Source organism: Morganella sp. HSTU-ASny43 (genome assembly GCF_022819185.1).
In the GTDB taxonomy this organism is placed as follows: Bacteria; Pseudomonadota; Gammaproteobacteria; order Enterobacterales; family Enterobacteriaceae; genus Morganella; species Morganella morganii.
Genome location: NZ_WSPG01000002.1, coordinates 136,262 through 152,557 on the forward strand (window position 1 = coordinate 136,262; position 16,296 = coordinate 152,557).

Below are 16,296 nucleotides of genomic sequence, written 5' to 3' on the forward strand. Positions count from 1 at the left end.
TCTGCGGCGGTTAATCGATTTTATTCGTGAATAAGATATAATGCCGCCTCAGGTACAACTGTGCTTATATTCTTTTTATGATGGACAGATACCGGGTGATACTTATTTTTAAGACTTGTTACAAACTGTCCGGCAAATATTCCGGTACCGTTTTGTAAGGTAAACTGACTAATTTATGTTCTCGGCCTGTAAGAAACAGACCGGCAGAGCAGAATAATAACGAAGCCAAATCGTTGACGATGACAAGCGTGAGAATTCAGATTGTGCGGCTGCAGTAAGGTGTTCGGATAACAAAAAACGAATAGTTCAGACTCGCCCGCGACGTAGTGTATGTTACATAAGCCTGAGTTGTGACACGTCAGAGTTTATTTTCCACGGCTCTGGCTATACAATTGGTGCCTATTTTTGCACAACGCAGCAGTGGCCAAATTATTTCTCTAAGGTGAAACTATGTTATCCAAGACAGCACTGAACAAAATGGCGGGGATACTCCTGTTGGGAGGCGTTGTAACCCTGTCCGGCTGTTCATTAACGACACCCTCTGCGCCGAAGCCTGCGGCACAACCGGTTCAGCCGGCGGAGCAGGAGCCGGTGAGAACGACTGCACCTTTGCCAAGACCTGAATTACAGCAACCCTCCGGACAGATTTCGCCTGAGCTGAGTATGTGTGTTAAAGAACTCGACTCGCTCAAAACTATTTCTCCGAAAGATTACAGTCAGATGGTCGCCGGTTTCAGCGAAATCAGCCAGATCAACAGACTGTATCGTCAGCTCGAAAGAACCGCCAGCCCGGATACGCTTAAATTACTGAAGATGTCGATTGAAGCGAAAACCAAAGTGATGTGTGCCCAGGTTCGTTATTATTCTGTTCTGTCTATTGAGAATACCCTGGAGAAGGTTAACGGGTTATGAGACTGAACATCAGGTTGTGTATTACTGTCGCATTGTTTGCGGCAGTGCAACCGGCAACTGCATCTGAATTTAATCAGGTTATTGAAGATTTTGACCGTTATATTCAGGCTGAAAAAGCATCAGGCAATTTTCCGGTATCAGTGCAGCAACCTGGCAGGTCTCCCGAAACCCGGGTTACACCGCCGGTAAATACGGCGGGTAAGGCCACTCAGTCACAGCGTCAGGGCACACGTAAAGCTGCCCGCACAGGAAAACGCACTGTTTCGTCCGCGCAGGAAAGCCGGACACAAACAGCTGCCGCACAGAAAACTGACACAACAACCCCGGGGATCTCCGTACCGGCACAATGCGAAAATATTGTGGTCAGGGAACCGGTTGTTGTGACCAATCCTGTTCCGATCGGATACCCGCAGTGGTCTCCGGCTTATCTGGTCCGTGACAGCCAGAAATGGGGCGGAAATCACCGGGGATTTGTGTTCTCACCTGTTCCTTCCCGTATGACCTCCTCACTGACTCTCACACCGGAAGCCTTGTTTGCCATCCCGGGTGAACCTTTCCGTTCAATGACGTATTTCTCTGATCTGCCGCTGACGGTTGCCCGTGTGCTGAAACCGGAAACCTGGTTTACGCCGTCTGATCCGCAGAAACAACTGCGCCTCACCCGCCTGAAATTACAGGATGTGAAGCGTGAACTCGCGTCACTGAACGAAAAGTACCGGAATGTTCAGCATAATTATGAACAGGCGCTCGCGGATATTGCGAAAAAAGAGACAGAGCTCAGCAATCTGACTCTGGCAAATAATGAGTTACAGACTGCGGCAAAAAGCGACAGCGCCAAACTGACCGCCGAGCTGGAACAGAACCGCAAAACGATTGATTCACTCAATCAGCAGATAAGCGAAAACCTGGCCCGTTTTGGTCAGGCGGAAGGTCAGGTCACGGCTCTGACAGCCGAAAAAGCCGATCTTGAAAAACAGATTGCGGCGCTGAATAAAGAAAAAGCGCTGGCAGATAAAAATCTCGCGCTGCTGGAAAGCAAAAATGCCGATATGGCAAAAATCACGCAGAAGCTGACGGAACTGGAAAAACAGCTGGCTCAGCGGGATGCGGAAAAACAGCAGCTGAATGACAAAATCCTCGCGCTGACCGGTGAAAACAGCAAACAGAGCGACGCGCTGAAAAAAGACCTGGCAGCACTGGCGGCAGAAAAAGCGGCACTGGAAAAGCAGATTACCGGGCTGAAATCCGATAATGCTCAGGCAGAGAAAAATCTCGCGCTGTTGCAGGATAAAAATGCTGGTATGGCAAAAATCACGCAGAAGCTGACGGAGCTGGAAAAACAGCTGGCTCAGCGGGATGCGGAAAAACAGCGCCTGACAGCAAAACTGCAATCTCAGGAAACCGAAAACGGCAAACAATCAGCCGATCTGGAAAAAAGGATCACCGCGCTGACAGCGGATAAATCGGCGCTTGAAAAACAGGTTGCGCAGCTGAATTCAGAGAAGAGCCGGGCTGACGAGAACCTCGCGCTGCTCGGCAGTAAAAATGCCGACCTCGCAAAACTTACGCAACAGCTGACGGCAACAGAAAGTAAGCTGAAACAAAGTGATACCGAAAAACTGGCACTGACCGCACAACTGGCGGAACAGGGCAGTAAAAGTGCGAAACAGAGCGCGGAGCTGAAAAAATCTCTCGACGGACTGACGGCAGAAAAAGCAGCTCTGGAAAAACAGATCTCTGCACTGACCGCAGATAAAAACAGCGCCTCAGCCAAAAATACCGAACTGCTGAATGCGAAAACAGCGGAAATGCAGAAAACCACCGCGCAGGTTTCAGAGCTGGAAAAACAGCTGAAAGCAAGCACAGCGGAAAAACAGCGTATCGCGCTTGAATTACTGCAGAAAACCACCGATAACCAGCAGCAGAATGCGCAGCTGCAAAAAGATCTGACCGCACTGACCGCTGATAAAACGGCGCTGACCGGGCAAATCACCCGGCTGACCGAAGAGCAGGCACAGGCTGAAAAAAGTATCGCACAGCTGAGCAGTAAAAATGCCGATATGGAAAAAATGGTTCAGCAACTGAGTACGCTGGAGCAGCAACTGAAACAGCGTGATACCGAAAAACAGGCGCTGGCGGCACAGATTGCGGCCGGTAATGCTGACAGTGACAAACAGAGCGCACAGCTGAAAAAAGAATTCGCTGCCCTGGCTGCGGATAAAACTGCGCTGGAAAAACAGATTGCACAGCTGACGGCAGAGAAAGCACAGTCAGAGAAAAATGCGGCACTGCTGAATGATAAAAATGCCGATCTGGCGAAAGTCACCCGCAGCCTGACCGATACTGAGCAGAAGCTGAAAAATACCGAAACAGAAAAGCAGAAACTTGCAGATCAACTGGCTGTTCAGAATAAAGATGCGGCAGCACAGAGTGACAAGCTGAAAAAAGACCTCAGCACTCTGGCCGCCGATAAAACCGCGCTGGAAAAACAGATTACACAACTGAACGCCAAAAATACCGATAACGCAAAAATGGCAGCTCAGTTGCAGACACTGGAAAAAGAATTACAGCTGCGTGAGGCCGATAAACTTAAGCTGACAGCTCAGTTACAGAGCCGTGAGGCGGATAATGCCCGTCAGAGCGATAATCTGAAAAAAGAGGTGGCTGCGCTGATCGTGGATAAAGCCACACTGGAACAAAAAATTGCGCAGCTGACGGCGGATAAGCAACTGCTGTCGGCAAAAATATCTGGTGCAGATAAAGAGAGCAGTACTGTTCAGGCGGATAATGCCGGACTGAATAAAAAATTAGCGGCAGAACAGCAGCGGGCTGCTCAGCTGGATAAAGCCTTAAAAGAAAAAACACAGCAGATTGAAGCACTGGCGAAATCTGATGCGGAATTAATTAAGCTGAATACTCAGCTTGATAACCAGAAAAAGCAGCTGGCAGATAAAGATGCAGAACTCGCCAAAGCGGCGGCTAAGCTGAAAGAAAATGCCGATCTCTCGGCAAAATACACCGCATTGCAGAAAGAAATGGATAAGCAAAAGGCGGTTGTCAGTGCACAGCGGACAGAAAATACCACGCTGAATACACAAATTGCGAAAGCAGAAGAAAAAAATAAAGCCGTGGCGGCTTATACTTTCCAGCAGGTTGGTGAGCTGAATAAACGGAAAAACCAGGAGCTGATCGCCCGCCTGGAGCGCCAGAATTATTCCAAAATGACGCCGGACGTTTATTACCGTATCACCAAACAGGGACAGAAATATAAAGCGCTGAAAGGAAAAACAGTCACATTTGCGATGCATGAGGAACTAACTGACGGTAAAGTAACCGTGTCATATCCGGTAAATGCACCGGCGGTTATTCCGTTCAATGAATTACCGGGTGACCTGGCTAAATTCGTTTCACTTGCCGGCGCAGGCGGTGCGGTTGATGTGTATATAAAACCGGAAGGCGGTTATGGTGTCGCCGGTATTGAAGGGCAGATACCACCGAACTCAATGTCTATGATCAAACTGAACGTGCTGAAAATAGAATAATCCGGCGATTATGTGAATACTGAAAGCATCCTGTAACGGATGCTTTTTTTATGGCGTATTATTACAGGAAGACAGCGAATTTCAGGGAATAACAGCGGGGCATGTCATTATTGCTGATTGGCAGTATCAGCATGAAAACACGCAGGGGAAGAGTGGTATAAAGAGAAGGGAGTTTTCAGGCAGCACACAACTCCGGTTTACCCATAAGGTGGGTAAAGTGCATTTTGTTTCATTTGTAACAAAATATTAAAATGAGTAATCAGGTATTAAATACTATTAATGAAGTTTTATATCTGTATTACAGGATGTCAGATCTCATTATGTCAGGTTTTCCGGAATATATGACTGCCGGTATGTGTCGTTAATATCAGAGTGATACCCTGGTGTATTATCATTACATTACAATTTGTCACCAGTGGTAACACTGGCGCAATCCGGAATATGATAGAAATGACAATCTGTATTAACAGTGAAACATCAGAAGCAGTTAAATAAGCAAGCAGAAGCAGGTAAAATCATCGGTATATTTATTAACTACAAAAGCGGAATATAAAGTTTATTATAAAAACGGAAATGCTCAGATTGAATCTGAATAGTTTTTATAGAAATCATATTCCTGCACCAGTTGTAGTAATGATTTAATACGCAGCTTGGTATACATATTAGAACGGTGTACTTCAACAGTACGCGGCGATAATGATAATTTTTGTGCAGCTTCTTTACTGGTATTTCCTTCCAGAATCATATCCATGACCTCTTTCTCACGGGCAGATAACTTGCTGAATTTATCTTTAAAGCGTTGATATCTATGGTACTTAGTGAGGCTATTTTCATATTGATTAAATGCGTCATGAATCGCATTAACTAACAGCTCTGAATTAATCGGTTTCTTGAAGAATTCCAGAATACCCGCTTTAAATGCACGACGGCAGGTCTCAAAAGACGGATAAGCGGTGATAACAATCACAGGAATAATGCTTTTCAGGCGTTTGAGTTCATCGATAAGATAGAATGCCTCAGCAGATGATTCTCCCACTTCCAGAATAATACATTCACGGGCATGCTCTTTTGGCGTATTAACATAATATTTCAGAAAAGCCTGCTCAGATGAATAAGATTTTACTTCACAATTCATATTATCAAGCATGAAATTGATATTGTTGCCTGGTAAATCAGCACAGTTGATTAAATGAATAACGGCATCCATAAGTTACTCCTCAATTAAAATAGGACACAAAACAAACCGATATTAACGGATAAAAATAAGGGCATAATTACTTAGGTTTATCTACGCAAATTTTATGTATTGTAGATAAGATAACGTCGAGGAAATGTTTAAATGGATAAGTAAATTTCATTTCGGAATCGGTGTATGTTTTTTAATAAAAGCAAAATAATGTGGATGTTTTTTATTTTTATTTTTATAAAACAATACGTTGCTATTGTTTAAAGTTCGTTTAATTTATGGAGTAAGGGGTTTTTTATGAAATAAACATTTACATTTGCTCTTGGGATTACAGACACAATATGTTATAAATGGCAGCTCACATTTTTTCTTTTTCACGCGACAGAACAAACACTTATTTTCTACTGATAATAATATGGCATCACTGAAAGATGTTGCCCGCCTGGCATCAGTCTCACTGATGACTGTTTCAAGGGCAATAAATAATCCGGAACTGCTGAAGCCTGAGACGTTGAGACAGGTTCAGCATGCTATTGATGTTCTGAATTATGTACCGGATTTATCAGCCCGGAAAATCAGAGGTAAAAATACAAATCTGTCGTGCATGGGGGTATTAGCAATTGATACCGCCTCAGCCCCGTTTTCTGTTGAAATACTGCTGGCTATTGAGCAGTGTGCAGAAAAATATGGCTGGGACCACTTTGTTGTTAATATTTCATCCGGAGATGACCCGGTTGCGGCTGTCCGCCAGATTTTATCCCGCCGCCCTGACGGTATTATTATTACCAGTGCAGAATTGCGTGAGATAAACATTCCTGAGTTACTCCGCGACAGAAACCTGGTATTAACGAACTGCTATGATCCCGGAAATACAGCGTTACCGTCTTATATTCCGGATGATTATCATGCTCAGTATGATGCAACAGAATATCTTATTCAGCGGGGTTACCGCCGCCCGCTTTGTATCTGGCCGCCGGCGGAATGCCTTTCATCCGGTCTGCGCCGTGATGCGGTTCAGAATGCGTGGCTGAATGCGGGATTGTCAGCCGGTCAGCTGAATCAGCACAACATCACATTATCTGATATTTATTACCGGGACGTTGTGACACTGATAGATCAATACATTGACGGTAATTCACCGTTATTTGACTGTATTATCTGTGGTAATGATCAGATAGCCTTTGTTGTGTATCAGGTTTTATTAACCCGCGGTATTTCTGTTCCGGAGCAGGCCGGTATTCTCGGCTGTGAAAATATGACCGGTACCGGAGAACTTTTTTATCCCCCGCTGACCACTATCCGCTCTCCGTATCGCCTGCTGGGTGAAACAGCGGCACTGCATCTTATTGAGGAACGGGTTTCGTCAGGGCGGACTTATGTCCCCTGCCGGATGCTCAGCAGAGAGTCACTCTGATCCCCTGCTGTTACACAATCCTTTCTCTTTTTTCCTGATTTTTATCCGTTCACGTTTGGTTAATTTTTTTAATTAACCAAAGGCAGGCTGCCGGATAAAAAATCAGCGCAGCGTTATTTTTGTAATTACGGACTTATCTGTCGTTTTGAGTGCAACATTAAGCGTAAATTTCGCTTTAGCTAAACACAAAACTTTCAATGTTGTATTTTAATGTTGTTTCTTTGATTTTTGGTTCGTAGTGGTAATTATTATTACTTACCTTTCAATGTTAACGTTAAAATAGTTAATTAAAAAAAGGTAATGATATTTTTCAGAGACAAAGCTACCGCACGAAAGATTTTTCAATCTCCGGAGGGAAATGTCTGACGTGTTGCTCTGTTTATCGTGGCAATGAACATTAAATGATTATTTATCGTTTGTAATCAATGCATTACGAGAGGTTGTAGTTTCCAGAGTATAAAAAATCAGGGGATCTATCTGGCTATAATCACTCAAAGTTAACGTTAACATCAAATGTTAGGAATTATACCCAAAAATGATTTGTTAATGATACTTATAATGTTGACGTTATCAATATGAAAATCAAGCGAGACTGGTGTTTTATAGTTATATCTGCGTAGTAAACAGCGTGGTTTCAGTGAACATAATATGATGTATACGGGAGAGACCGGTGACGGGAAATAAATTGAGCAGGCGCATGGGATTTTTAATGCAGGGGGGTATGATAGTCATAACATAATGATAAACAGGATTGGCTGAACCATGTTTTTACGATCCGGCGCGATGCTGGCGATTTTTTCTTATTTTCTCTGGGGGATCACACCGCTTTTTTACCGCCTGCTGCCGGGGGTGCAGCCGCTGGAGTTATTATCCCAGCGTGTCCTCTGGTCAATTCCGCTGTTAATATTTGTCCGTTTCTTTTTAAAAAACCGTACCCGGGTAAAAGCGGTATGGGCGGATAAACGCTCGCTGCTGCTTTGTCTGCTCAGTACCAGTGTGATGGCAATATCCTGGTGCACCTTTACCTATTCAATGACCCATGATTTGGTGCTGGAAGCCAGCATGGGATATTTCATCACCCCCTTGTTTTCTATTTTACTGGGTGTCATCTTCCTGCATGAACGCCTGAAACCGGCAGAGAAAACCGCGCTGATTTTTGTCTGTGCCGGGGTGGGTTATCAGCTTTATCAGTACGGCAGCCTGCCGAAACTGGCGCTGATGATGGGCTCTGCGTTTGCACTGTACGGCTTTATCCGCAAATTTATCCGTTATGACCTGACGACTTCACTGCTGATTGAGAGTCTCTGGCTGCTGCCGGTGGCTATTGTGTTGTATTTCTGGCTTGAAAACAGCGGAGCGGGCACATTCAGCACCGCAGATACCTTTACCCGCATCTGTTTTATACTGACCGCACCTGTCACGCTGCTGCCGCTGCTGTTCTTCACGGCGGCGGTGCGTTCCACCACACTGACCACTATCGGGCTGGCACAGTATCTCGAGCCGACCATTCAGTTCCTGCTGGCGGTGTTCCTCTTTAATGAGCATTTTGATGCTGTCAAAGGCGTCAGTTTCTCATTGATCTGGCTGGGATTGTTGTTCTGTATCCTGTCTCTTATCCGCCATCACTGGAAAAATACAGCAAAAGCCGGTCTGGGTATAAAACCCCGCTGAGCGCTGTGACAGCCGGTGATTTGCTTATTTCGTGACTAAAGCAAACGATTGCGTATATAATGGCGCGCAAATTTTCCGGTATTTCTGAACAGGTGACAGTGATGACAACATTAGGTACGGCATTACGCCCGGGGGCCACAAAAGTGATGCTGCTGGGCGCAGGTGAATTAGGCAAAGAAGTGGCGATTGAGTGCCAGCGGCTCGGTATTGAAGTGATTGCTGTTGATCGTTATGACAACGCGCCGGCCATGCATATCGCACACCGCCGCTATGTGATCAACATGCTGGACGGCGCGGAGCTGGAAGCTGTGATCCGGAAAGAACAGCCTGACCATATTGTGCCGGAAATTGAAGCGATTGCGACAGATACATTATACCGTTTGGAGCAGGAGGGTTTTCATGTCGTGCCCTGTGCCAATGCGGTAAAACTGACCATGAACCGCGAAGGGATCCGCCGCCTGGCCGCAGAAGAGCTGAGGCTGATGACATCAGAATACCGTTTTGCGGATGATGAGGCGTCTTTTATCCGTGCCGCCGGTGAGATTGGATTTCCCTGCATTATCAAGCCGGTGATGAGTTCATCGGGTAAAGGGCAGAGCATTATCCGCGATGAAAGCACATTGCACGATGCCTGGCTGGCCTCTCAGGAAGCAGGACGCGCCGGAAAAGGGCGGGTGATTGTCGAGCGGATGATTGATTTCGATTATGAAATCACCCTGCTGACTGTCCGTGCGGCAGATGGTGTGCATTTTTGTGCACCGGTCGGGCACCGTCAGGAGCGCGGGGATTACCGTGAATCCTGGCAGCCGCAGGCCATGCCGGATGCTGTTCTGGCACGGGCACAACAGGTGGCGGAGACTATAGTTAACGGACTGGGCGGCTATGGTCTGTTCGGTGTTGAGCTGTTTGTCCGTGGTGAGGATATTATTTTTAATGAAGTTTCTCCGCGTCCTCACGATACCGGGCTGGTCACACTGATTTCACAGAATATCTCTGAATTTGCCCTGCATGTGCGGGCGTTTCTCGGATTACCGGCCGGAGAGATAGTTCAGTACCGTCCGGCTGCCTCAGCGGTGATCCTGCCGTCACTGCGCAGCGATGATGTTCGTTACAGCGGGCTGGAGCACGCCCTGACCGGGACTGTGCAGTTGCGTCTGTTTGCCAAACCGGAGATTGACGGCTCCCGGCGCATGGGCGTTGCCCTGGCGCTGGCACCTTCTGTTCAGGAGGCGGTAAATACTGCAAAACAGGCGGCGGCATCAGTAGTCGTCACCGGCTGACCGGGGTAATATCTGTGATGGCCTTCCCGTATATATAAAGAGGAAGGCATCACAGACCGTGGTCAGGCAGAGGAATAACCGATGAGATGCAGAATACCGGGAATCGTATTTGTAATGTTGCTGCCGCTGACTGCATTTGCCGGTACGGATGTGCAGGCAGAAAAAGCCCGTGAATGGGTGCGGGCCCGCGCAGATGAACCGTCAGTGGCGGATAACTGCTTCAGGCCGGATAATCCCTTTGAGCTCTGTCTGTACCGGGATAAAGATACCTTCGGCAGCCATTTCGTTGACCGTAATCTGCAGGAACCGTATCAGCCGTACTATTTCGACAGTGCGCCGGACGAACCGGAAGACGGGCGTTACCGTATCCGCTCCGGCAATAAAATCGGTTATGCGGACAGCGTCACCGGGCGGGTGGTGATCCCCGCCATTTATGACTGCACGTACGGCTTTGTCAGCGGTACCGCCGAGGTTGGCGTGGGGTGTGAAGAGGAAACCGACGGCGAGCACTCCTGGTGGACCGGCGGTCACTGGTTCCGTATTTCACCTTACGGCCTTATCACCGGATTCGGCCGGACACCACCGCCGGACAGCCGTTTATGATGCTGCACCGTAACGGCGGCGGGCCAGAATCCGCAGGCGCCAGCTGTGCAGAATATAGGTCACCAGCAAAATAAAGGCGACCACTCCCCAGACAATCATTTCACCATAGCGGGCACCGAAGTCCGCTATCTGTGCTTTGCCCGGATTATCCTTCTGATAATAAACACCCACCGGACCGTTTTCACACTGTGACTGGCACAGCAACTGATCTGTTGAGGTAAAGGTCACGATTTTATTATCCGCTGTCACGAATTTCACCACCGGCCAGCCGACCAGTTGCTGTCCCGAACGGGTATCGCGCATTTCTGTCCGCAGATAACCGGTTATCTGCCCGTCAGCATAGACATCATTCTGTTGTGTCTGCCAGGTCTGATAAATCATAAATCCGGCGAGGAAAACCACACTGAAGGTCAGCAGGCGGAGAACCCGCTGAAACAGCATATTGCGTTGTGTCTGCTTATCAGCATAAGCACGGAAGTTGCCGGGAGGTGTGCCGGGTTTTTTAGTCATATCGGTTACTGTCTTCTGTCGGTTTCAGGTCATAAATCACGGAGAAAAGCGGATAAAAGCACGCTTTCATAAAAAATTAACAAAAAGCACGAAAAAATTTAAAAAACATAACGTTAACCCGATCACAAATTTTACCGTCCCGGGAGGCGGATAAAACCGCCCGGCTGTAAAAAGTGACCGCTTAATCTGCTATACAACCGCTTACGGGATAATCCCCGTTTCCCGCCTTGATTTTTCTATCATAAAACACACTTGCAGGAAGTTTCTATTTTATTCGGCTGAAACACTTTTTCCGTACGGATACGGATCATTTTGATTATCACAGTCACATTTAAGGTGCGTTATGAACTCTAATCGCTTATTTAAGCACATTCCTTGGTTTATCCTGGGGATTATAGGTGCTTTCTGTCTCGGCGTTGTCGCATTACGCCGCGGCGAGCATGTCAGTGCATTATGGATCATTGTTGCATCGGTATCAGTCTATCTGGTGGCGTACCGCTACTACAGCCTGTATATCGCAACAAAGGTTATGAAACTGGATCCGACCCGGTCAACACCGGCGGTGATTAATAATGATGGTCTGAACTATGTTCCGACTAACCGTAACGTTCTGTTCGGCCACCACTTTGCCGCGATCGCCGGTGCGGGTCCGTTAGTCGGACCGGTACTTGCCGCGCAGATGGGGTATCTGCCGGGCACACTCTGGCTGCTGGCCGGTGTGGTGCTGGCGGGGGCGGTACAGGACTTTATGGTGCTGTTTATCTCCTCGCGCCGTAATGGTGCATCTCTGGGTGAGATTGTTAAAGAAGAGATGGGAACCGTGCCGGGCACTATCGCGCTCTTCGGCTGCTTCCTGATTATGATCATCATCCTCGCCGTGCTGGCACTGATTGTGGTGAAAGCGCTGGCAGAAAGTCCGTGGGGTGTGTTCACCGTCGTATCCACTGTGCCGATTGCCCTGTTTATGGGGATCTACATGCGCTATCTCCGGCCGGGACGTGTCGGTGAAGTGTCTGTCATCGGTATTGTGCTGCTGGTGGCGGCTATCTGGTTCGGTGGTGTGATTGCACACGACCCGTACTGGGGCCCTGCGCTGACCTTTAAAGATACCACTATCACTTATGCCCTGATCGGCTATGCGTTTGTTTCCGCTCTGCTGCCGGTGTGGCTGATTCTGGCTCCGCGTGACTATCTGGCAACCTTCCTGAAAATCGGTGTTATCGTCGGTCTGGCTGTGGGTATCGTTATCCTCAACCCGGATCTGAAAATGCCGGCAATGACACAGTTCGTTGACGGAACCGGTCCGGTCTGGAAAGGTGCTCTGTTCCCGTTCCTGTTTATTACTATTGCCTGTGGTGCGGTTTCCGGCTTCCACGCCCTGATTGCTTCCGGTACCACACCGAAACTGCTGGCCTGTGAAACCGATGCCCGTTATATCGGTTACGGCGCTATGCTGATGGAATCCTTTGTGGCGATTATGGCGCTGGTTGCAGCCTCCATTATCGAACCGGGTCTCTATTTTGCGATGAACACCCCGCCTGCGGCGCTGGGTATCACCATGCCGGATCTGCATAACCTCGGTACCGCAGATGCACCGATGATCATGGCACAGTTGAAAGATGTGACCGCTCAGGCGGCCGCGACGGTCAGTTCCTGGGGCTTTGTGATTTCGCCGGAAGAGATTTTACAGACCGCCAAAGATATCGGTGAGCCGTCTGTTCTGAACCGTGCGGGTGGTGCACCGACACTGGCGGTAGGTATCGCGCATGTGTTCCACAAAATCATTCCTGCAGCGGATATGGGCTTCTGGTACCACTTCGGGATCCTGTTTGAAGCACTGTTTATCCTGACTGCACTGGATGCGGGTACCCGTTCCGGCCGCTTTATGCTCCAGGATCTGCTGGGTAACTTCGTTCCGTTCCTGAAGAAAACTGACTCCTTCATTGCCGGGGTGATCGGTACTGCCGGTTGCGTGGGTCTGTGGGGTTATCTGCTGTATCAGGGCGTGGTCGATCCGCTGGGCGGCGTTAAGAGCCTGTGGCCGCTGTTCGGTATCTCCAACCAGATGCTGGCGGCTGTTGCCCTGGTTCTGTCCACCGTCGTTCTGATTAAGATGAAGCGCAGCAAATATATCTGGGTAACCACTATTCCTGCGGTATGGCTGCTGATTTGTACCACATGGGCGCTGGGTCTGAAACTGTTCAGTGACAACCCGCAACTGGAAGGCTTCTTCTGGCTGGCGAATGAGTACAAACGCCGTATTGCTGAAGGTGTCGCGTTAACGCCTGAGCAGGTCGCCAATATGCAGCACATCGTGGTGAACAACTACACCAACGCCGGTCTGAGCATTATCTTCCTGGTTGTTGTGTACAGCATCATCTTCTACGGCATCCGTACAGCGATGAAAGCGAGCAAAAACCCGGAACGTACTGATAACGAAACTCCGTATATCCCGGTTCCGGAAGAGGGAATTAAAGTCTCCTCCTCACACTGATAACAGCATGCAGTAACGCTGAAGTCTCATCCCCCGTATGATGTCAGTCACATTGTACGGGGGATATTTTTTATTATCCGAGTTATTTGTTACTCTGACAGCCTTTGTTCCGCTGTCTGTCTGTAAGAAGGACCCGATTATGCAACCTATCTCCGTGACTATCCTGACCGGTTTCCTGGGTGCCGGTAAAACCACACTGCTGCGCCATATTCTCCACGAGGAGCACGGGCAGAAAATTGCTGTGATTGAAAATGAATTCGGCGAGGTGCCTATCGATGATGAAATTATCGGTGACCGCGCCACGCAGATAAAAACCCTGAGCAACGGGTGTATCTGCTGCAGCCGCTCGAGTGAGCTGGAAGATGCGCTGCTCGACCTGTGTGAAAACCTGGACAGCGGCAAAATCGATTTTGACCGCCTGGTGATTGAATGCACTGGTATGGCTGATCCCGGCCCGATTACACAGACCTTCTTCTCCAATGAAAAACTGTGTGAACGCTATGTGCTGGACGGCATTATCACGCTGGTGGATGCGGTGCATGCACAGCAGCAACTGGATCAGTTCACTATCGCCCAGGCACAGATTGGCTACGCGGATCGCATTCTGCTGACCAAAACGGACGTCGAGCCGGATAATGAGGCGCTGCTTGCCCGTTTGCAGCGGATTAATGCCAAAGCGCCGGTGTATAAGGTGATTAACGGTGATATCGACATGAACCTGCTGTTTAATGTCGGCGGTTTTATGCTGGATGACAATGTGGAAATCAGCAAACCGCTGTTCCGCTTTGCGCCGAAACAGCAGAATGACATTCAGTCTCTGGTGATCACCATGGATAAACCGGTGGAAATCAGCGCCATTTCCCGCGCCATGGAAACGTTGTTGCTCAGCTATGCTGATAATATGCTGCGTTACAAAGGGTTACTCTGGATTAAAGATGAGCCGCGCCGCCTGTTATTCCAGGGCGTTCAGCGTCTTTACAGTGCAGATTTTGACCGCGAATGGCGTGAGGATGATGTAAAACAGAGTGTGCTGATTTTTATCGGCATGCAACTGCCGGAGCAGGAAATCCGCAATGCGTTTGCCACGCTGACGGCATGATAACAGCGGATATTCACCCGCTCAGGTCGTTGTAAAAATAAAGCATGAAAAAACCGGCCGGTGCGGCCGGTAAAGGAAAGGGGGCTTCCTTAAAAAGCCAAACCCGGAAAAATCAGGCTGATTTTGCCTTGTTTGCCATGATTTCAATAATCTGCACGTCGGTGTGCTGCATAGACAGGCTGGCCAGCGCACAGAGGTTAGCAATGGATTTATCCACATCGGTACAGACGATGCCGTCGTTACCGCTGACACACTGCTGATTCATCGCCATCAGCACCGCTTTATAGGCTGCGCTGACACCACTGGAGACTTTCATCGCGCAGCTGTTGGAAGCACCGTCACAGATAATACCGGTGATATCCCCGATCATGCTGCTGATAGCCATCGCCACCGGCTCATATTTCCCTTCAAATAACCATGCGATACCGGCTGCGGCCCCCATTGAGGCGGTCGTGGCTGCACACAGCGCCGAAAGCGGCGGGAACTGGCTGTGAATATAAATCGCCATCAGGTGGGACAATGTCAGGGCACGGATAAGCTGCTCTTCATCCGCCTGTAAATATTCCGCGACCACCACCACCGGCTGGGTAGCGGCGATCCCCTGGTTACCGGAACCGGAGTTGCTCATGGCAGGCAGCTGCGCGCCGCCCATACGGGCATCCGAGGCTGACGAGGTGCGGATCATAATGTCGGACAGCAGATCTTTTGACAGCAATCCGCGCTCACGCTGTTTCTCCAGCGAACGGCCGATTTGTAACCCGTACGGGTTGGACATGCCTTCGCGGGCCAGGGCATCATTCAGATCAGCGGCCTGACGCATAAAATTGATCATCGAAACCGGTGCCTGAGTGGCGAAATCATAAATATCACGGGCGCAGGCATCCGCGAACGGATTATCGCTGCCGCCCTGATGCGTGATCGCATCATCCTGATAAATAATCGTGCCGTTATGGCTGATTTCCGTTACATGGGTATGATCGCCGCAGATAGTGACGGTGGCCTGATCGTCGCCGCTGTATACGGTGGCTTCAGAGTAAAGCACGTGGCTGCACGGTTCTTTGATTTCCACAGACACCGCGCCGGAGGCGAGAAAGGCTTTCCCGGCGGCGATATCGTCCGCAGTCACCCCGCACAGGACATTCAGACCGGCATCCGGCTGTCCGCCGATAGCGCCGAGTGCCGCAGCGACCGGCAGGCCGGTCATGCCTGTTCCCGGAACGGTCACGCCGAGGCCGTTTTTCATCAGGTTCGGGGAAACATAGCAGCGGATTTGAGTCGGTGCAGCGCTGAGGCAGGCCGCTGCTTTTGCGGCGGCCAGTGCCAGAGAAATCGGCTCGGTGCAGCCTGTCGCCGGTTTGACTGACTGACGCAGTGCCGCGACAAAATTGTTCCATTGAGCAGGGGTGTGATGTGTTGCCATTTTTCAGCCTTAAATACGCGAATCCGTTATGCGGCTCAGTGTACCGAAAGGGAAGCAGAAAAATCCTTTCACAATTCAGGGGTATTTGCAGAATCCGGAGAAAAACTTTCTCCCGGAAATAAAAAATAGGGCGGATAGGGGGGAAAAAAGCAATAAATCGTCCGG

Annotated in this window: 11 protein-coding genes; 8 read left to right on the plus strand and 3 right to left on the minus strand. The window is 49.0% G+C overall.

Going from position 1 to position 16,296, the window contains the following annotated elements; translation table 11 throughout:
* The first annotated feature begins 450 nt into the window (after window positions 1–450).
* Both GN208_RS02035 and GN208_RS02040 read left to right on the plus strand, forming a co-directional pair.
* Entirely contained in the window at window positions 451–912 is a 462-nt protein-coding gene (locus GN208_RS02035) for a hypothetical protein (RefSeq protein WP_004236040.1), read from the plus strand.
* Window positions 909–4,454 (plus strand): hypothetical protein, encoded by a 3,546-nt coding sequence (locus GN208_RS02040; RefSeq protein WP_015422478.1) that lies wholly within the window; start codon window positions 909–911, stop codon window positions 4,452–4,454. Before GN208_RS02035 ends, GN208_RS02040 begins: the two co-directional genes overlap by 4 nt.
* Before the next feature lie 577 nt (window positions 4,455–5,031).
* Here the strand turns inward: GN208_RS02040 and GN208_RS02045 are convergent.
* On the minus strand, window positions 5,032–5,661 hold the full coding sequence (locus tag GN208_RS02045; RefSeq protein WP_004236038.1) for a LuxR C-terminal-related transcriptional regulator: 630 nt from the start codon (window positions 5,659–5,661) through the stop codon (window positions 5,032–5,034).
* Window positions 5,662–6,055: 394 nt separating this feature from the next.
* Between GN208_RS02045 and GN208_RS02050 the strand changes: the two genes are divergently transcribed.
* The 4 genes from GN208_RS02050 (at window position 6,056) to GN208_RS02065 (ending at window position 10,608) form a co-directional block, all read left to right on the plus strand.
* Window positions 6,056–7,054, plus strand: coding sequence for a LacI family DNA-binding transcriptional regulator (locus GN208_RS02050; RefSeq protein WP_015422479.1), 999 nt, complete (start codon window positions 6,056–6,058; stop codon window positions 7,052–7,054).
* Between the two features lie 762 nt (window positions 7,055–7,816).
* Window positions 7,817–8,725 (plus strand): EamA family transporter RarD, encoded by a 909-nt coding sequence (gene rarD / locus GN208_RS02055; protein ID WP_004236036.1) that lies wholly within the window; start codon window positions 7,817–7,819, stop codon window positions 8,723–8,725.
* 101 nt (window positions 8,726–8,826) lie between these two features.
* Window positions 8,827–10,005, plus strand: a complete 1,179-nt coding sequence (purT, locus tag GN208_RS02060) for a formate-dependent phosphoribosylglycinamide formyltransferase (RefSeq protein ID WP_036418041.1) — start codon at window positions 8,827–8,829, stop codon at window positions 10,003–10,005.
* An 81-nt stretch (window positions 10,006–10,086) separates the two neighbouring features.
* On the plus strand, window positions 10,087–10,608 hold the full coding sequence (locus GN208_RS02065; RefSeq protein WP_015422480.1) for a hypothetical protein: 522 nt from the start codon (window positions 10,087–10,089) through the stop codon (window positions 10,606–10,608).
* On the opposite strand, the gene GN208_RS02070 is transcribed toward GN208_RS02065, so the two are convergent.
* Entirely contained in the window at window positions 10,603–11,118 is a 516-nt protein-coding gene (locus tag GN208_RS02070) for a DUF3592 domain-containing protein (protein ID WP_004236033.1), read from the minus strand. The two genes, GN208_RS02065 and GN208_RS02070, sit on opposite strands and share 6 nt — an antisense overlap.
* A 343-nt stretch (window positions 11,119–11,461) precedes the next feature.
* On the opposite strand from GN208_RS02070, the gene GN208_RS02075 reads away from it, so the two are divergent.
* Window positions 11,462–13,612: a carbon starvation CstA family protein gene (locus tag GN208_RS02075; RefSeq protein ID WP_004236032.1), complete on the plus strand. Its 2,151-nt coding sequence runs from the start codon at window positions 11,462–11,464 to the stop codon at window positions 13,610–13,612.
* A 139-nt stretch (window positions 13,613–13,751) separates the two neighbouring features.
* Window positions 13,752–14,711 (plus strand): GTPase, encoded by a 960-nt coding sequence (gene yjiA / locus GN208_RS02080; protein ID WP_015422481.1) that lies wholly within the window; start codon window positions 13,752–13,754, stop codon window positions 14,709–14,711.
* Window positions 14,712–14,823: 112 nt separating this feature from the next.
* Here the strand turns inward: yjiA and GN208_RS02085 are convergent, their stop codons facing one another.
* Entirely contained in the window at window positions 14,824–16,131 is a 1,308-nt protein-coding gene (locus tag GN208_RS02085; protein ID WP_032097801.1) for an L-serine ammonia-lyase, iron-sulfur-dependent, subunit alpha, read from the minus strand.
* Window positions 16,132–16,296 lie beyond the last annotated feature (165 nt).